Here is a 17,235-nt window from a genome sequence, read left to right as displayed (position 1 = left end):
TATTTTTGTGGAAGAAATCGTTATTTTAATGTTAACTTTACCTTCTGATATAGAAACAGTTCAACTGTTGTGCTATAATTTTAATATGTCAGTAGTATTAAAATTAGCACAGTTTGCCACTTTTGAAACAGATCGGCTATTTTTTCGGCCTTTTAGCTATCACGATTTAGAGGATTTTTCAGAAATGGTATTAAACCCTCGTGTGACGACTTTTATACATCCAGGTTATCAAAACCGACATGAGGTTGCAGAATTACTAGTCGAAGCGTTTATAAAAGAGCCTTTAGGAAAATGGGCAATCGTTAACAGAAAAACGAGTAAAGTGATTGGTGCTATCCGTTTAGAAAACAGAGATGACTTGCAAAAGCGAGTGGAGATGAGTTATTTTTTGTCAGAAGAATTCTGGCATCAAGGGTTTATGTCGGAGAGTCTTAGAACCTTGCTTGCCCTTTGCTTTAAGGAATTTGAGATTCGTGCTATTGACATTATTGTTCATGAGGAAAACATAGCAAGTCAAGCTTTGGCAGAAGCTTGTGGGTTTAAAATAAAAGAACGTTTTAAAGGAAGCGACCGTTACACTCATAAAATGAGGCGGTATACCCGCCTGGAATTGCAAGGTGAGGATTATCAATATGAGTAAACATCAGGAAATTCTTGATTACTTGGAGAATTTAAGAATTGGTAAACGTGTCAGTGTCCGGAGTATTTCAAATCACTTGAATGTTAGTGATGGAACAGCTTATCGTGCGATTAAAGAAGCTGAAAATAGGGGAATTGTTGAGACCAGACCTAGAAGCGGGACTGTACGGATTGAAAATAAGAAAAAAATCAGTCTGGAAAAAATCACTTTTGCTGAAATTGCTCGTATTAGTGACTCAGAAGTGGTGGCTGGTCGAGAAGGTTTGTCACAGGAGTTCAGCAAGTTCTCAATTGGTGCCATGACGCGAGAAAATATTTTAGACCATTTGGTCACGGGTGGTTTGCTTATCGTTGGTGACCGTGATGATATTCAATTATTAGCTTTGGAACATGGTAATGCTATTTTGGTGACTGGTGGTTTTCCAATTTCTGAGAAAGTCAAAACAACGGCGGATAAATTAGCGATTCCTGTCATGGTAACCTCCTATGATACCTTTAGTGTCGCCACTTTAATCAATAAGGCTATTTCAAACGTTAGAATCAAGACTGATATCAAAACAGTTGGGCAAACCTATCTAGCTAAAGATGAGTACGGCTTTTTACTGGATAAGGACTTAGTATCTGCCTACCATGATTTGGTCAAAGAAACGAACCATGTTCGTTTTCCTGTCGTCGATAGTAAAAATCGTGTGGTTGGTATTGTTAGCATGCGAGATGTTATTGGGAAGGATCAGCAGCTGCAAATTCGGAAAGTAATGGCTAAAACACCAGTAACCACAAATCCTAACATCAGCTTAGCAACGGTTAGTCAAAAGATGGTTTTTGAAGACTTTGACATGCTTCCCGTAGTGGATAAATCTAAAGAATTCTTAGGTGTAGTAACACGCAGACATGTGATGGAGACCTTGAAAAACCTGTCTAAAACACATATTCATAGTTATAGTGAACAGTTTGCTTCAAATTTAGAAATGTTAAAAGATGGTCAATTTCAGTTTGTGGTTGAACCACATATGATTGATAATACAGATAAATTAGCTTATGGTGTTTTAACAGAATTTTTGAAAGAAGCAACGATGTCCCTTTTAACGAAGCGTCACCAAAAGAATATCATTATTGAACAAATGATGGTATACTTTTTAGAGGCTTTGCAAATCGATGACGTCTTAACCATTACAACCAAGGTTATTGCAGAGAGCCGTCGCAGTATGACTCTTGATATTGATGTGACGTCAACCGATCAGCTAGTTGCCAAAGCACTTGTTACAACGAAAATGACTTAAAGATTGAATAGTAGGAGAATAAAAAATGATAACCTTAAAATCAGCGCGTGAAATTGAAGCGATGGATCGTGCAGGAGACTTTTTAGCTAGTATCCATATCGGATTGAGAGACATCATCAAGCCAGGTGTTGACATGTGGCAAGTTGAGGAGTATGTCCGTCGTCGCTGTAAGGAGGAAAATGTACTCCCTTTGCAGATCGGTGTTGATGGCCACCTTATGGATTACCCTTATGCCACTTGCTGTGGTCTTAATGATGAAGTCGCTCATGCCTTCCCGCGTCATTATATGTTAAAAGATGGCGATCTTTTAAAAGTAGATATGGTTTTGAGTGAGCCTTTAGATAGGTCTGTTCTTGATGTTGCTAAATTGGATTTTGATAATGTTGCTGAGATGAAGCAATACACGGAATCTTACACCGGCGGTTTAGCTGATTCTTGCTGGGCTTATGCGGTAGGCGACGTTTCGGATGAAGTGAAAAATCTGATGGCTGTTACCAAAGAAGCTATGTATATTGGTATTGAGAAGGCTCTTGTAGGCAATCGCATCGGTGACATTGGTGCTGCTATTCAAGAATATGCTGAAAGCCATGGCTATGGTGTTGTTCGTGACTTAGTTGGTCACGGTGTAGGCCCAACCATGCATGAAGCGCCAAATGTTCCTCATTATGGTACAGCCGGTAAAGGGCTTCGTCTCAAAGAAGGAATGGTTTTGACCATTGAACCAATGATTAACACAGGAACTTGGGAAATTGATACTGATATGAAAACTGGTTGGGCGCATAAGACGCTTGATGGTGGTCTTTCTTGTCAATACGAACACCAGTTTGTCATTACTAAAGATGGTCCTGTTATTTTAACTAGCCAAGGTGAAGAAAGAACTTACTAGAGAGATTCCCGTGAAAAAATTCATTTCAAAACTACAATCCAGTGATTTTGTTAAATACTTTTTACAACTGTTTCGATCCTCGGAGATGGATTTGTCCAGTATAGCAGTGGCATATTATCTTCTTTTAACCATATTTCCCTTCTTTGTGCTTTTAGCTAACATCTTTCCTTATATCAATATTAATACTGACCAGATATTGGTTTTCTTACAGGAGAATTTGCCAGAAGAATTGTATCACACCACAGCTAATATTGTTGTCAATATTTTCAATGAACCTAATACTGGGCTGGTCTGGATTTCGATCGCAACTGGTTTATGGACTATGTCTCGTAGTATGACTTTTCTGCAAAAATCCATCAACAAAGCTTATGGTGTTCAGGATCACCGCGATATTGTCTTGGGTTATCTTTTTGGCTTTTTATCAAGTCTTGTTGTGATTCTATTTTTAGCAATAGCCATTCTTTTATCGACCTTTGGTAAGGCTGCTTTGCACCTGCTTTATTCAAATTATCCATTTGATCGCAACCTATTTGATCTTCTGATGAGTTTGACGCAGCCAGTTACGGCAATCGTTTTTCTGATTGCTCTAGGTATTTTATACTATATTTTACCAAATGTTCATATCCGACATATCAGATACATTGTACCTGGTACGGTGTTCACGGCTATCGTTTTTATGACCATGACCAGCCTTTTTGGGCGTTATGTCACGTCAATGATGGACCGCTTGGACAATCTTAGAATGTTTGGCTCGATTACTATTTTGGCCTTCATGCTCTGGTTTACAGTATTTGCTAAAGTCATTATTTTTGGTGCTATTTTAAATGCTTCTTATCAGAAAAAATACATGGATGAATTTGAAACACGTGATGGTAATGTCATTAGCCTTATTAAGAATACGCTAAATAATGATGAAAAAGAAAAACAAGTTGATTAACTCAGCTTGTTTTCTTGTTTTTAAAGACGAAAAATTTACTAATGATGTAATTGACAATAACAATAATGACCTGTGCGATAAGCGACTCAATCAGATTAACTTTGTTTAAATCCTGTCCAACGAATTGACCGATAAGTTCAGGAAATTGTTCCACCAACGTAAAGGCTAAGGCTAAGTCGATGAGTAGCGTGAATAGTCTAGCACCAACAAATGAAACCAGTCGTTTTGGCCAACCGTTTTTTTCTTGTTTGAAAACAATGCTATCATTGGTAAAAAAGGCGAAAAGAATGGCGATAGCATTGGCAAGGACAGCTGAGATTGTGGCTTGGTGACTAATTGAGAATAAGATCGTTCTAGCCACCAAGTATACCAGAGTTGTTAGAACTCCGAAAATCAGATAGGCAATCACTTCATTATTGAGTAATCTTTTGAAAATAGTCATTTTAATTCTCCTTGTTGTCAATAGCAACAATCATTTCTTGGAAAATTTGATCATTTTCTTCTAGGCTATAAGAGTTTGCCCCGCTAGCTAATGGATGACCGCCGCCATCATGTTTTTGAGCAATCGTGTTAATCACGACACTTTTACTACGCATGCGCACACGGTAGGATTGTCCATCAGCTTGCTGGACAAAGATAGCCCAAGATTGGACGCTATCAATTTTACCGGGAGTTCCAACAATAGCAGATGATTCTGCTTCAGTAACCTCAAAGGCTTTGAGAATCTCTTGAGTCAAGGTGACACGAGCTGCCCCGTTCTCTGAAATATCCATGTGATCTAACACATATCCTTGTAATTTAGCAATTTTTAAAGGGAACGAATCCATTTGCCGAGCCATGCCAGCAAAGTCTACGTCAAATGCTCTAAGCTCAGCTGCTATTCGCATGGTTTTAGCAGTCGTTGACGGGTAAAGAAAACGTCCAGTATCACCAACGATACCAGCATAAAGAAGACGAGCGGCTTCCGCTGTTAATTGTAGGTGAGTTTCGAGAGCAAATTCAGTGATGATTTCACTAGCGCTTGAAGCATCATTATCGACATAGGAAATATCACCATAAGTATCTTCATCAGGATGGTGATCAATTTTAATTAGAAACTCTCCCTGATGGTATCGATTATCATCAATACGAGGTTGATTGGCTGTATCTGTGACAATAACCAAAGCTCCTATATAGTTATCATTAGTGACCTCATCCATATCGGCCATCCAAGACAGACTTGGCTCATTAAAGCCGGTGGCTAAAACTGTTTTTTCTGGAAAATTATGACGAAGGATTTCCCTTAGTCCTAATTGTGACCCAAGCGCATCAGGGTCAGGTCTTTGATGACGGTGAATAATAATGGTTTGGTAGTTTTTGATGGTTGATAAAATATCTTGAAACATATTAGTCTTCCTCTGTTTTCAATAACATGTCAGTGTGGGGGATGTCGTCTTCTAAATAAGAATCTGAGATTTTTTCAAAGCCGAAACTCTGATAGAAGGGACACAAGTGCGTCTGAGCTTGAGCAAAAAGGTCTTTATTTGGAAAGTTAGATTGACAGACTCTAATGGCTTGTGCCACCAATTCACGTCCTAGCTTTTGGTTACGATGTACCTTTGCAACCAAAACGCGCCCTAATTTAATGGTTGTTTGATCGGGTATGAGTCGGCAGTAGGCTTTAAGTTGTTCATCTTCATCCATCTGAAAGAGGTGGAGAGCTATCTTGTCTTGCTCATCAATTTCGGGATAGGCGCACGCTTGTTCTACAACAAAAATATCGACACGTGCTTTGTAGATTTGAAATAATTCTTGAGTGTTCAATTGGTCAAAGTGTTTTACTTGCCACATCTATCAGACACCTCCTAGATAATGTTACTCTCATTATAACATGAAAAAAGAATTGAGCCTAAACTCAATTCTTTGAAGCAGTTTTAAGACCATCATTTGTATTCAGCATCAAGTCCACGTTGCACTGCTGGACGTTCTGCGATTTTCTTGGTCCATTTGAGCAGGTTTGGATAAGAAGTAATATCAAGAAAGACATCGGAACCATCATAGAGCTTGCCTTCAGCTAGTCGACCATACCAAGACCAAATAGCAATATCAGCGATGGTATAGTTATCACCCGTGATATAAGGCTTGTTAGCGAGTTCCTTATCTAAAAGATCGAGTTGACGTTTTGTCTCCATAGTATAGCGATCGATAGCATATTTGATTTTTTCCGGCGCATAGTGGAAGAAGTGTCCAAAACCACCTCCAAGAAACGGTGCAGCACCAGTCTGCCAGAAGAGCCAATTAAGTACTTCAGTCCGTTCTGGATGGGATGAAGGGATTAAGGCTTGGAATTTTTCGGCTAAATACAACAATATATTAGCTGACTCGAAAACTTTAATTTCTTTGCTTTGCATTAAATCCAGCATAGCCGGAATTTTAGAGTTTGGGTTGATGGCGACAAAGTCAGAGCCGAATTGGTCACCTGCTGAGATGTCAATCTTGAACATATCATAATCCACGTCTACACCAAGTTCTTTCAACTCTTCAAACATGATTGCAACCTTTATACCGTTTGGTGTACCCAACGAATAAACTTGGAAAGGTTTTTCACCGCGGGGTAAATGTTGCTTAAATCGACTTCCGGCCGTGGGGCGGTTAAGTCCTGAATATTCTTCTGGTTCTTGCCAGACTTTTGGCAATTGATAATCAGTCATGTGAGACCTCCTTAAGCTTATTGAGATAAGCCTAGCAAAAATAAAAAGTGATTTCAAGTGAGGGCACTTATAATCCACGCTTGTACGCATGAAACAGTTATTCTTGGCTGATAGTACCGTTAAAAAAGTTGACAGTTTCTGAGTCTTTCCTATCGTTGAAATACCTAGACTTTGAAATACAAAAAGTTATTTTTCACTAAAGAACTTTCATATGTTTGTCTTGCTTATGATGAAATAGATTTGCGAGCCAATTGCAAAATATGATACAATAACCTGTGATATAATGACATGGAGGAACATATGGCCTTAGCAAAAGTGGTTTATGCCAGCATGACAGGTAATAATGAAGAACTAGCTGATATTATTACTAACAAATTGGAAGAATTGGGACACACGGTTGAAATGGATGAGTGTACCATGGTTGAAGCTAGCGATTTTGAAGATGCCGATATTTGTATCGTTGTGACCTATACTTATGACGATGGTGAATTGCCTGATGAAATCGTTGATTTTTACGAAGAATTAGCTGATCTTGATTTATCAGGAAAAGTTTATGGTTGCGCAGGATCGGGAGATACTTTTTACGATGATTTCTGTACTTGTGTGGATGATTTTGATAAGCAATTTGCTCTAACCGGTGCCACAAAAGGGGCCGAGTCTGTCAAGGTTGATTTAGCTGCAGACGATGAGGATATTGTCAACTTAGAACGTTTTGCAGAGGAATTATCTGCGCGTGTAAGTTAAAAACAGGGAATGATTGCCTCTCTTGCGAAAACCAAATGGCTGACACGCCGATGACGTCTACGGCTTTTGTTGTAGTCTCATTGGCTTTTTTATTGGTGTTTAGAAAGGAAATTCTATGAAACAGCAAAGTCGTTATTACCGATGTTTGCTCAGTTTAGAAATTGCTTCGTTAATGGTTGGGGTGTCGGCTGGCATACTAACGACTCTCTTTGGCAGAGGCTTACTATTTGTCTCGGAAATAAGAACACAGTTTCCTTATTGGACCATTCCCTTTTTAGGTTTGGTAGGACCTTTGATTGCTTTTTTATACCAGAAATTTGGCGGAGAGAGTTTCAAAGGTATGAGCCTGGTCTTTGAAGTGGAACATGATAAGCGTGAGAAAATTCCTAAGCGTTTGGTACCACTAGTCATTTTGACTACTTGGTTAACCCATCTCTTTGGTGGATCAGCCGGTCGCGAAGGGGTAGCTGTCCAGCTGGGAGCGACCATCGCAACGACTTTCACAAGTCTTCGCTCCTTAAAAAATTATCGAAAAGAACTGCTGGTGATTGGTATGGCGGCAGGATTCGGTGGGCTTTTTCAGACACCAATGGCAGCAACTTTCTTTGCTTTGGAAATCTTAGTTATTGGAAAAATACGATTTCATCTTTTTTTACCCGTTTTTACAGCAGCATTCATAGCTAGTCAGACCAGTCATTCACTAGGTTTAGAGAAATTCCATCATCTCATACGCTCGGATTTACCGTTAGATTTCCTAACCATTGGGAAATTGCTGATTGCCGGTCTTTTCTTTGCCTTAATCGGAAAATGCTTTGCGCTTAGCCTGCATTTGATTAAGGCTAAGTTGACTAAGATAGTACCAAATCCGTATTTTAAAATGGCTATTGGGGGATTGATATTATCTTTTATTCTTCTGATTTTGGAACACGGACGCTATTCTGGACTAGGGACTAACCTCATTGAGGCTAGCTTTCTAGGCAGTAAGATTTATGTCTACGATTGGATTTTAAAGTTGTTTTTAACAGTTGTGACTATCGCACTGGGGTTTCAAGGGGGAGAAGTTACGCCCTTATTTTCAATTGGAGCCAGTTTCGGGGTAATTCTAGCCCCTTTTCTAGGCCTGCCGATAGAGTTATTAGCTGCTCTTGGCTACATTGCTGTATTTGCTAGTGCGACCAATACTATTTTAGGCCCGCTCTTAATCATGGGAGAAGTTTTTGGTTTTGCCAATACTCCTTATGCTTTTATCGTCTTAACTATAGTTAGTTGTTTACAATACTTACCGTCTATCTATCACTTGCAGAAACATGCTATGGAAAAGAAGTGAAAAGCTATTATGATGCTTTACAAAAGATCTGAGAAGTGGTATAATATCATTCGTGTGTGATGGACGCACGAAATACGGCTAATCCGCTGAGACAAGTACTTACGATTAGTAAGATAAGGAGAATAAAAATGAATCCATTAATCCAAAGTTTGACTGAAAGTCAACTTCGTACTGATATTCCTGAGTTCCGTGCTGGTGACACTGTTCGTGTCCATGCGAAAGTTGTCGAAGGTAACCGCGAACGTGTTCAGATCTTTGAAGGTGTTGTTATTTCACGTAAAGGTCAAGGGATTTCAGAAATGTATACTGTTCGTAAAATCTCTGGTGGTGTCGGGGTAGAACGTACTTTCCCAATCCACACACCACGTGTTGAAAAAATCGAAGTGACTCGTCATGGTCGCGTTCGTCGTGCTAAACTTTACTACTTACGCGCATTGCAAGGTAAAGCTGCACGTATCAAAGAAGTCCGTCGTTAATCTGACGCGATGTGTCTCGAGCTCTTCCTTTAGGGGAAGAGTTTTTTTAGCTAAAAGAAGAAAGAGCGAGTAATGACAGAAAACATTCCTTCTATTCGATCAGAATTAAGACAAGAAATTGTGGAAGTTCCAAAAGCTATCAAAGACTGTTCAGGAATTGAAATTTATGGGCGAAAAATCAAGTCTGTTATATTTACTACCGATGTTTCGATCATTGCTAACAACGATGCAGATGCTATCTTGGCTGTCTATCCATTTACCCCAAATCCCGCTATTTTAAAAAGTATTATGATGGTGTCACATGTTCCTGTTTTGGCGGGAGTCGGCGGTGGCTTAACAGCTGGTCAGCGCTCTGCTAATATGAGTCTCTTTTCGGAAGCAGAAGGGGCGACCGCTGTTGTTGTCAATGGACCAGCTGATTCGGCAACAATTCAAGAGATCAATACTTTTGTCGATATTCCCATTATCTACACTGTTGTCACAGAAACGGCAGACATTGCCTCGCGTCTCGAGGCAGGTGTTGATATTCTAAATGTTAGTGGTGGTGCTAAGACAGTTGATATGGTCAGAAATATTCGCCAAATCTATCCTCATATCCCAATAATGGCGACAGGTGGACCCACAGAAAAGAGTATACAAGAAGTGATTGCTGCGGGAGCAAACGCGGTAACCTATACTCCTCCTAGCAATGGTGAAATCTTTAAAAAGAAAATGGAAAAATATCGAGAAGAAGTTAAAAAGTAGTAAGGCAAAAACTTGCAAGTGGCGAGAGACTAAGGTAAAATAGAACTACTTGGTCTCCTTAGTTAAATGGATATAACAACTCCCTCCTAAGGAGTCGTTGCTGGTTCGATTCCGGCAGGGGACAATAAAAAACGCAAAGAACCCTTGATTTAATAGGGTTCTTTTAATTATCGTTTGAATTAAGGGGCAAATTAGGGGCAAAATTATCAGTAGCTTTATTGATTAATTGTTGCATATTGATTGTTGTATGGCTGTAAATTGCTAAAGTTGTTTTAGGGTCACTGTGTCCAACACGATCCATAATAGCTTTTACCGGTACCCCATTTTCAGCTAGATAAGAGATATGGGAGTGTCTAAAGATATGTGTATGGTAATTGCCATACTGTTTCAAGCGCTTATTAACATAGGCTATATTGATTGGCGTACCTTGGCTATTTGAAAATACAACATCAGTCGATAGCTTCAGATTACGTTTAACGATTGCCATGACATTTTCCGAAACAGAAATATTTCGTCTTGATTTATCGGTTTTAGTGGTAGTCGTTTCCCTAAGTTGAAAATCAAAGGTGCCATTGATCAGAATTTTGTTTTCTTCAAAGTCTATCTTGTCTTTGGTCAATGCTGCTAATTCACCATAGCGGACACCCGTCAAAAACATAAATAAAACGATGTCTGCGATTCTATTTTCATCATTTGATATAAGTCTACCTACAAGTTCAGAAACTTCGTCAGAAGTCAAAAATAGGGGTTTATCTGGTTTGTATTCTTCCTTTGGTTTTGGTACTAGGACACCATCTGTCGGGTTGGTTGTCAGATAGTCCATCTGAATAGCATATCCTAAGACAGCATGTAGTCTTTTTCGACACTTTGCGACAACAGAATAAGACAATGTTTTTTGTAGCTCATCTAAAACACTACGAACAAATTTCTTATCAATTTTAGATATGATTGTATCAGCAGATATTACCTTTTCTAAATGACCGTCAGAGACGATATAGCCACGCCTAGTTGAATCTTTGACGCTTGGCAGCCATTGTGCTAGATATTCTTTCAAAAGCTCTCCATAGGTCAATTGTGAGATGTTAGACTGTGTTAATTTATCAGCTATCTTGTCTTGTAAAATTAGAGTAGCTTTATTCCTAGCTTGAGCCGTGTTTTTATCTAAAATGGTAGATACACGTCTTAATTTGTTGGTATATGGGTCTTTATAACGTTCAAAGTATTTATATCTGCCGTCGGATAATTCTTCAATCCACATTGTTTTAACCTCATTTCTATGTTAAAATGGGTACAATAAAGAGAGGTATTTAAACCTGCTTTATTATACATGGATTCCCTACACTCAGCTTTGGTCGGTGAGAGTGTGGGGATTTTTTATTTGTAAAAAGAAAAGACCAGTCCGACAAAATCGAACTGGCTTCCTAAAGTTTCTGTTCCCTTACATACGCACGCATATGTCATAGGGCGCTGAACTAAATCAGTCTTCCACTAAAGTTAGTTTACAAAATGTTTGTATTATTGTCAATGATTTTGCTGAAAATAATAAACATTTTTACCAATTCGGGTGCTTTAGTATAATCGTCAGAGTATCTTTGCATTCGATCTACTAGTTTATTCATTTTAATATTTTGATGCATTTGTACAGCTGTCGAACAATAAGTATTTGATAGCGCCATAAGTGATAATAAATCGTTCACTTTACGATATTTTCGGTAGCGCAGAACGCCTTTTTGTTTTGCAAACGTACTAACCTCAGCATTTACTTTTTTTAATTTTTCATCATCTTTGAAAACATTAATCATGAGCACATTGTTATGTGCACAAGCATTTCTGATATGCCGAGCATTATTTCCGAGATAGAATGCTTTTTGGAGTGATTTAGGTTTGTATTTTAAGTAATAGAGTTTTACTAACTTTAATAAGCACCCAAAATCCATGTGCTCCATGAGTACCCAGATTGGGATGATAGCTCCACGTTTTAGAAACATGTCTTTTTGATAGCGTGATTTTCTAAAGCGCTCATAGGTGCTTTGGTAATAACTGGGATAAGTCACAGCAAAATCTTGCACAATGGTATAACCGTCTTCATTAGTATTGTTTGTGATTAAGCGTGATAACTCTACCTTGATGAAGTGCTCAACATTGATAGCGATATCTAGTAGTGTATCTCGAATATACATATCAATGGTTGCTAAGTCAATTAAATGTTGAAAGTCAAGGTCTTTATATTTCCCGTCTTTCTTTTTAAAGTTTTTCCGAAAAGCAGCAACTTTGTAGTAGTAATTATTCTTTTCTAAGAAAGTGATAGCTTTACCTTTAGATATTAGTTTAAAAACAACTCCGTGTTCTTCTAGTTGATTAACTAGTCCAAGGTATTTCTGTTTTGGTTTTCTTTCCATTCTTCTCTATAAATTAAATTCCAAAATTCTTTCCCATCACCTCATCTGCATGTTTTTTTATATTGTCATTTGTCAGTGATAACATGGGGTTTTTGTTTATTCTTCTAAATTATCAAGTAGTTCTTTTAGTTTACTGATATTAGATTGATCAGTACGTTTTGCATCCTGATAGTATAAAATATCTTGTTCTTCTTTTGGATAGTTCTTTCTGAGAAAATTAGCCATATCATCGTAAAATTGAGATGATGCTTTTAGGTATTCAATCTTTTGCTTATGTCTAGTTAGCAAAAATTTATCAATATCCCAATTAGTAAACTCTTTATCTAAATTGGCATGATATTCTTTTAAAGAATGAATTTCCCAAAGTTTTGAATATTTCTGTTGTAATTCCTTACCAGCAGTAGTGGATCTCACTAAATCTTTTGTTTCATCATACTCAAGTAAACCATCAGCAAAGAATCTTTTGGTAACTTCGTTTGGGTTTAATTTATATCTGTCATAGTAGTATTTGGGAATACGAACATCTAAAGCCTTGCCCTTTTGAGATTTTCCCCACCATACTAGTAGCAGAAGTTCTCTTAATTTATAACCTTCTGGAGTGTGATAGCTATCATCAAAAGCATCGTTGTAGTCACCTTCAACAAAATTAGATAACTGTGGGCGACGTAGTAAAATATTTTGATAGCGATCATCTAATATAGGTGTATCATTCGTTGATGGACTTACAGAAGGTAGTGTGATTTCTTTACTGTTAGTTTTATTATATGTCAGGTAAAGAATAGCAAACACAGCCAATGCGAGGAGTAAGTATTTCCAATTGTGTACTATTAAAGCGATAATTATTATCCAAAATAATATTTTCATCATTCAACTACCCCTCACTTGGTTGGAAGTGTCCGACGATTTTACCGATGATGCGTGGGTCTTCGTCGTATGGTGCAAATTTGTCAGCGTATTTTTTGTTTAGAGAGACTAAGCGCAAACCGTTTTCCTCTTGATAGACTTTCTTGATATAGGTCTGCCCATCCCAATCGACAGCGTAGATAGCGCCGTTATAATCGAAGCCAGTTTGCTTGATAAGGACAACTTCCCCGTTTAGATAGGTTGGCTCCATGGAATCCCCAAATACCCAAGAGGCAAAGTCGTGGTCCATCTTTTCGTCGTGGAAGACAATGTCAAAGTTCCCGTCATTGAAATAAGTATATCCTGTTCCAGCTGCTAGTTTTTCAAAGACTTTGTATTCGTAGAGGGGTTCGTTGACAGTTGTTTTTTCAGCTTCCTGTTCGTCTAGTAATTTTTCACCGTGCGAAATCCACTGGCTATGACGTGGTTCTTCGAGTTCACGGTCGAGATGGAGGACTTGGGGAGTGGGGGAGGGGGTGGAACTGCTAGGTTTAAAACGAGGGTCAATATCTGATTTTAATAAACCGAAATAATCAGCTATCTTTTGAACATTGCCCGGTTTAGGCAGTGCATTCCCCTTCACATATTCATTGAAACTGCTTCTGGGTATTTCTAACATATCAGCCAAGTGAGATTGCTTTAGTTTATTTTCCAATAGAAGTTGATTTATTTTATTTGAAATAAAAATCATAGCCTCTTTGTCTTGAGGGGTAGATTTTCCTCGACCTCTTGCCATGTCGCACCTCTTTTCTTTATACTCTTTACTATTATAATAACGATTTAAAACGTAAAAGTAAATAAAAAAGGATAAAAAAATTCGTTTTTTTTCGTTTTTATATTGACATTCGTTTTAAAACGGATTATAATATAATCAAGGTCAAGGAAATGACCGAAAGAAAGGAGGTAGCCACATTGGAAAGTAGGCAAAACAAAAAGCCTAAACACAAAGAAATGGAGTTCGAAATTCAAATTCTTTGGTTTAGGTTCAAAATAAAATATTCGATTACATGGTAATCGGATAGGGGGTTGAGAATCCCCCACCCCTTAAAGGGGTTATGTTTACTATACCATAGTGGTTACTTTCTTACAAGTAAAGTAGGAGGGTTACGAAAATGGAAAGTCTAGTCGGCAAATATCTTGAAATTTCTGGAGAGATTGCAGGACGGATTGTTGCAGTAGAAAAAGACCTACTTGTTCGCAGAGCAATAGTCTTTGATGGACATGTCGGGTTATGCGAGCAAGCGGTCTACGTTGATCAAAGAGTACTAGATAACTATTGGGTAAAGGTAGTAGATTTACCTACTGTTCCTGAAACCATCAACAGCGTTGACAGCACTTACTTGATTAGGAAATGGTTGAACATGTAGATTGATAGTATCATGTCCGTTGATATATTCAACACATTTTACTAAATAATGTTCAGATTTATGGTCTGCTGATTTAGCAATGACAGAGCCGATAGTTGGAATAGCGGGAAGTGTCATTGGAACTGGCTCAGAATGACCATCAATCACAATATGGCAAGTCACCATAACTTATCCTCCTTTCATTAGGATAAGCCGACTATAACATATAGAAAGGAAAGCACATGAACATCAAAAAACTGTTATTTGGATCTTATGATTACCATAAGACATCAGAAGATGGCAAAGAAAAACTATCAATAAAGATTGATAGCGGTTGGGTGATCGGTCTGATTATTTTAGGATTGATTGCTTGGCTGGTATTAAAAAATTTCTGAGAGGAATTAGAAAGGAGCAAATTAATGCCAAATTATATTATATTATCGTTGTTAGTATCTATAATCGCTTCTTTAATTTCCTATATTATCGTCACTACAGTTGTTGACAGAAAGTCAAAGAGAATGCGTGATGAAATGTACAACAAAGTTTGGGAAGACTATAAAAAAAGAAGCAGTAATTAGCCTACTTCTCAGGTTGGTTGAAAATGTCGTTGTTTTCTAAGTACTTAGTTATTGCTGGAGTCATAGCTGGTGTGAGCATAGCCATCAGACCTTGTGCTACTGTACTTGTCAAGTCAACTTCTGATTTTTTCTGGATATTTTCAAGCTCAAGTTTGTGTGCTTCTTTCATTCTTTCAATATCGTGTTGATGCCTTTTCTCCATTTGTTCAAAATCTTGTTCAAATTTTTTCTGAAGGTTGTCGATTTCGTGTTTATGGTTAAGGTTGACCATTTCCGAATCATGAGAGAACTGCTTTTCTAGCGATTTAATATCAGAACGATTTTTCATCCAAGATGCGCTAAAACTAGCTAGTCCTGTTAGCAATGCGGGGATAGTAGCAGTACCGAGTGTGAGCCAAAATTGAAAATTTTCCATGTTTTTTCTCCAATCATTTTATTTCAATTATATCACAGGAAGGAGGTGGGGAGATGATGATTAATCACTACATCACACACTATGCCAGATCTGGTGTGGACTATGCTGAAGCGTGGATTCAGATTGATATCTTTGGACGATGTTTCTGCTTATGGAAAAAGCGCACAGTTATCAAAGAACTGTACGCTGATAAATATTAGTTTTTGAACCAACGTCGACCAGACTCCTGTGTAGGTGGCAATAGGAAATGAAAAAAACACTTGATAAAATTTTAATTGATAAGGGAATGACCAAGAAGGAACTGTCAGAGATAACCGGTATTAGTTATAACGCGATAATGTATATTGGAAAAAAAGATATCTCATTCACAAAAATGGTCAAAATCGCTGACGCTCTAGATGTCAGTCTAGATGAATTTAGATGAAAGGAGGTGGTAGGATGACGAAGATGACGTTGAAAGCGTTACGTGCAAATTATGACTTATCAGCTAAAGAAGTTGCTGAGAAACTTAATATACATCAACAGACTCTACTCAAATATGAGAAGGATAGCACAGATATTCCGATGAGTTTGTTAAAAAAACTAGCAGATTTTTATAACGTTGATACGGACTTTATTTTTTTAGGTAAAAAATTCGTTTTAAAACAGAAAATATCAAACTAGAAAGAACACTATGAAAGAATTAATTAATGTAACACTAAATAATAATCATGAACCGGTTGTGAGTGCGAGAGATTTGCATAAAGCCCTTGAAGTTACAGATCGCTTTAGTCGATGGTTTGAAAGAATGGTAGCTTATGGTTTTGAAGAAAACATTGATTTCTTAGGGCGTGAAATCTTCCACACCCAAGCTAAACAAAATATTCAAGATTTTGTTTTGAAACTCGATATGGCTAAAGAAATTGCCATGCTTCAACGTAATGATAAATCAAAACAAGTCCGCAAGTACTTTATCCAAGTTGAGAAAGATTTCAACAGCCCTGAAAAAATCATGGCGAGAGCCTTGCTCATGGCTGATAAGAAAGTTCATAAGCTAGAAGCGCAAATCGAAGCGGACAAGCCAAAGGTTATCTTTGCAGACGCAGTAAGCGCTAGTCACACCTCTATCTTAGTAGGTGATCTAGCTAAGTTAATCAGCCAAAACGGCTGTAAAATCGGCGCAAATCGCTTGTTTGCATGGTTGAGGGAAAAAGGTTACTTGATCAAGAAGCGCGGTTCTAGTTGGAACATGCCAACACAAAAGAGCATGGAGTTGGGGTTATTTGAAATCAAAGAAACCAATATCCAGCATGCCGATGGTCATATCAGCATTAACAAGACTTCAAAAGTTACTGGCAAAGGTCAGCAATACTTTATCAACAAGTTTTTGGATGATGTGGCGTAGAAAGGACACTATGCACGAACTAACATTATCGATTAAACCAAAGGTAGAGCCAAGCGAAAATCAAGGACTTCTTTCCAGAGGTTATGAAATAAAAATTGGCGACTGGGTTCTTGGACGTGGAGTAACCGACTTTAAATTAGAGATGCCAGCAGGACAGAAACCCAAAGCCACCATAACGTTCATACCTCAAAAAGTGGTAATCAACGACATGGTGGCAGAAATTCAGATATTAGAATCTGAAAGCAAGAAATAGACCGCTGTAATCTTCTTCAATCATTGCAGAAATTTGACCAGATGAAATCAGTTGTTTGGCAGTATCTTTGAAATCATCTGCATTAAATTCTGGAGCAAAGAAGTCGTGCCCTTCACCTACTTGGACAGTTGGTTCAAGTTTGGCAAAGTCAAGAATTTTATCAGCAAGCTCTTTGTTAAAAGACATAGAGAATCTCCTTTCTATTGTGATAAGGAGATTATAGCAAAAAACATA

General features: G+C 37.9%; 25 protein-coding genes and 1 tRNA gene. 16 read left to right on the top strand and 10 right to left on the bottom strand.

Features of this window, described 5'->3' with window-relative positions; translation table 11 throughout:
* Positions 1-7 precede the first annotated feature (7 nt).
* The 4 genes from ABP870_RS00430 to ABP870_RS00415 are packed head-to-tail and all read left to right on the top strand — an operon-like array spanning position 8 to position 3,742.
* On the top strand, positions 8-640 hold the full coding sequence (locus tag ABP870_RS00430) for a GNAT family N-acetyltransferase (protein ID WP_350013543.1): 633 nt from the start codon (positions 8-10) through the stop codon (positions 638-640).
* Positions 633-1,919, top strand: coding sequence for a CBS-HotDog domain-containing transcription factor SpxR (gene spxR, locus ABP870_RS00425; RefSeq protein ID WP_350013542.1), 1,287 nt, complete (start codon positions 633-635; stop codon positions 1,917-1,919). Before ABP870_RS00430 ends, spxR begins: the two co-directional genes overlap by 8 nt.
* A 25-nt stretch (positions 1,920-1,944) precedes the next feature.
* Positions 1,945-2,805, top strand: a complete 861-nt coding sequence (locus tag ABP870_RS00420) for a methionyl aminopeptidase (RefSeq protein WP_350013541.1) — start codon at positions 1,945-1,947, stop codon at positions 2,803-2,805.
* 10 nt (positions 2,806-2,815) lie between these two features.
* Positions 2,816-3,742 carry a YihY/virulence factor BrkB family protein gene (locus ABP870_RS00415; RefSeq protein WP_062707704.1) on the top strand — a complete coding sequence of 309 codons (927 nt, stop codon included), beginning with the start codon at positions 2,816-2,818 and terminating at the stop codon, positions 3,740-3,742.
* A gap of 1 nt (position 3,743) precedes the next feature.
* On the opposite strand, the gene ABP870_RS00410 is transcribed toward ABP870_RS00415, so the two are convergent.
* From ABP870_RS00410 to yghU, 4 genes are all read right to left on the bottom strand, one after another.
* On the bottom strand, positions 3,744-4,184 hold the full coding sequence (locus ABP870_RS00410) for a GtrA family protein (RefSeq protein WP_350013540.1): 441 nt from the start codon (positions 4,182-4,184) through the stop codon (positions 3,744-3,746).
* Position 4,185: 1 nt separating this feature from the next.
* Positions 4,186-5,127: a DHH family phosphoesterase gene (locus ABP870_RS00405; protein ID WP_350013539.1), complete on the bottom strand. Its 942-nt coding sequence runs from the start codon at positions 5,125-5,127 to the stop codon at positions 4,186-4,188.
* A 1-nt stretch (position 5,128) separates the two neighbouring features.
* Positions 5,129-5,572 carry a GNAT family N-acetyltransferase gene (locus ABP870_RS00400; RefSeq protein ID WP_350013538.1) on the bottom strand — a complete coding sequence of 148 codons (444 nt, stop codon included), beginning with the start codon at positions 5,570-5,572 and terminating at the stop codon, positions 5,129-5,131.
* 92 nt (positions 5,573-5,664) lie between these two features.
* Positions 5,665-6,432 carry a glutathione-dependent disulfide-bond oxidoreductase gene (yghU, locus tag ABP870_RS00395; RefSeq protein ID WP_350013537.1) on the bottom strand — a complete coding sequence of 256 codons (768 nt, stop codon included), beginning with the start codon at positions 6,430-6,432 and terminating at the stop codon, positions 5,665-5,667.
* 300 nt (positions 6,433-6,732) lie between these two features.
* Between yghU and ABP870_RS00390 the strand changes: the two genes are divergently transcribed.
* From ABP870_RS00390 to ABP870_RS00370, 5 genes are all read left to right on the top strand, one after another.
* The gene (locus ABP870_RS00390) at positions 6,733-7,176 is read left to right on the top strand and encodes a flavodoxin (protein WP_350013536.1); all 444 of its coding nucleotides are present in this window, start codon (positions 6,733-6,735) and stop codon (positions 7,174-7,176) included.
* A gap of 115 nt (positions 7,177-7,291) precedes the next feature.
* On the top strand, positions 7,292-8,503 hold the full coding sequence (locus ABP870_RS00385) for a chloride channel protein (RefSeq protein WP_350013535.1): 1,212 nt from the start codon (positions 7,292-7,294) through the stop codon (positions 8,501-8,503).
* 128 nt (positions 8,504-8,631) lie between these two features.
* Entirely contained in the window at positions 8,632-8,979 is a 348-nt protein-coding gene (rplS, locus tag ABP870_RS00380) for a 50S ribosomal protein L19 (protein WP_350013534.1), read from the top strand.
* Between the two features lie 72 nt (positions 8,980-9,051).
* Positions 9,052-9,723, top strand: a complete 672-nt coding sequence (locus ABP870_RS00375) for a hydrolase (protein WP_350013533.1) — start codon at positions 9,052-9,054, stop codon at positions 9,721-9,723.
* A gap of 52 nt (positions 9,724-9,775) precedes the next feature.
* Positions 9,776-9,847 (top strand) — tRNA-Arg (locus ABP870_RS00370).
* A 39-nt stretch (positions 9,848-9,886) separates the two neighbouring features.
* Here ABP870_RS00370 and ABP870_RS00365 read toward each other — a convergent pair.
* The 4 genes from ABP870_RS00365 to ABP870_RS00350 all read right to left on the bottom strand — a co-directional run bounded on the left by ABP870_RS00365 (position 9,887) and on the right by ABP870_RS00350 (position 13,761).
* Positions 9,887-10,981, bottom strand: coding sequence for a tyrosine-type recombinase/integrase (locus ABP870_RS00365; RefSeq protein WP_350013532.1), 1,095 nt, complete (start codon positions 10,979-10,981; stop codon positions 9,887-9,889).
* A 241-nt stretch (positions 10,982-11,222) separates the two neighbouring features.
* Positions 11,223-12,122, bottom strand: coding sequence for an Abi family protein (locus ABP870_RS00360; protein ID WP_350013531.1), 900 nt, complete (start codon positions 12,120-12,122; stop codon positions 11,223-11,225).
* Between the two features lie 96 nt (positions 12,123-12,218).
* Positions 12,219-12,989 carry a hypothetical protein gene (locus ABP870_RS00355; RefSeq protein WP_350013530.1) on the bottom strand — a complete coding sequence of 257 codons (771 nt, stop codon included), beginning with the start codon at positions 12,987-12,989 and terminating at the stop codon, positions 12,219-12,221.
* 4 nt (positions 12,990-12,993) lie between these two features.
* Positions 12,994-13,761: a LexA family transcriptional regulator gene (locus ABP870_RS00350; RefSeq protein WP_350013529.1), complete on the bottom strand. Its 768-nt coding sequence runs from the start codon at positions 13,759-13,761 to the stop codon at positions 12,994-12,996.
* Positions 13,762-14,137: 376 nt separating this feature from the next.
* Here ABP870_RS00350 and ABP870_RS00345 point away from each other — a divergent pair, with 376 nt between their 5' ends.
* Both ABP870_RS00345 and ABP870_RS00340 read left to right on the top strand, forming a co-directional pair.
* On the top strand, positions 14,138-14,392 hold the full coding sequence (locus ABP870_RS00345) for a hypothetical protein (RefSeq protein WP_350013528.1): 255 nt from the start codon (positions 14,138-14,140) through the stop codon (positions 14,390-14,392).
* Between the two features lie 221 nt (positions 14,393-14,613).
* Positions 14,614-14,766, top strand: a complete 153-nt coding sequence (locus ABP870_RS00340; RefSeq protein ID WP_350013527.1) for a hypothetical protein — start codon at positions 14,614-14,616, stop codon at positions 14,764-14,766.
* A 184-nt stretch (positions 14,767-14,950) separates the two neighbouring features.
* Here ABP870_RS00340 and ABP870_RS00335 read toward each other — a convergent pair whose 3' ends face one another.
* Complete coding sequence (locus tag ABP870_RS00335) at positions 14,951-15,364, bottom strand: hypothetical protein (protein ID WP_350013526.1); 414 nt, start codon at positions 15,362-15,364, stop codon at positions 14,951-14,953.
* A gap of 53 nt (positions 15,365-15,417) precedes the next feature.
* On the opposite strand from ABP870_RS00335, the gene ABP870_RS00330 reads away from it, so the two are divergent.
* Genes ABP870_RS00330 through ABP870_RS00310 form a run of 5 tightly spaced genes read left to right on the top strand, consistent with a single transcriptional unit; the run spans position 15,418 to position 17,001 of the window.
* The gene (locus ABP870_RS00330) at positions 15,418-15,564 is read left to right on the top strand and encodes a hypothetical protein (protein WP_350013525.1); all 147 of its coding nucleotides are present in this window, start codon (positions 15,418-15,420) and stop codon (positions 15,562-15,564) included.
* A gap of 47 nt (positions 15,565-15,611) precedes the next feature.
* Positions 15,612-15,788, top strand: coding sequence for a helix-turn-helix domain-containing protein (locus ABP870_RS00325; protein ID WP_350013524.1), 177 nt, complete (start codon positions 15,612-15,614; stop codon positions 15,786-15,788).
* A gap of 14 nt (positions 15,789-15,802) precedes the next feature.
* Positions 15,803-16,027, top strand: coding sequence for a helix-turn-helix domain-containing protein (locus tag ABP870_RS00320; RefSeq protein ID WP_350013523.1), 225 nt, complete (start codon positions 15,803-15,805; stop codon positions 16,025-16,027).
* Between the two features lie 10 nt (positions 16,028-16,037).
* Positions 16,038-16,748: a phage antirepressor KilAC domain-containing protein gene (locus ABP870_RS00315; protein ID WP_350013522.1), complete on the top strand. Its 711-nt coding sequence runs from the start codon at positions 16,038-16,040 to the stop codon at positions 16,746-16,748.
* Between the two features lie 10 nt (positions 16,749-16,758).
* Entirely contained in the window at positions 16,759-17,001 is a 243-nt protein-coding gene (locus ABP870_RS00310; RefSeq protein WP_350013521.1) for a hypothetical protein, read from the top strand.
* On the opposite strand, the gene ABP870_RS00305 is transcribed toward ABP870_RS00310, so the two are convergent.
* Positions 16,978-17,187: a hypothetical protein gene (locus ABP870_RS00305; protein ID WP_350013520.1), complete on the bottom strand. Its 210-nt coding sequence runs from the start codon at positions 17,185-17,187 to the stop codon at positions 16,978-16,980. The two genes, ABP870_RS00310 and ABP870_RS00305, sit on opposite strands and share 24 nt — an antisense overlap.
* Between the last annotated feature and the right edge of the window lie 48 nt (positions 17,188-17,235).

It is taken from the genome of Streptococcus jiangjianxini (assembly GCF_040225085.1).
GTDB classification, from domain to species: Bacteria; Bacillota; Bacilli; order Lactobacillales; family Streptococcaceae; genus Streptococcus; species Streptococcus jiangjianxini.
Note: the sequence above shows the minus strand (reverse complement) of the source record. Positions and strands in the feature narration are given on the sequence as shown.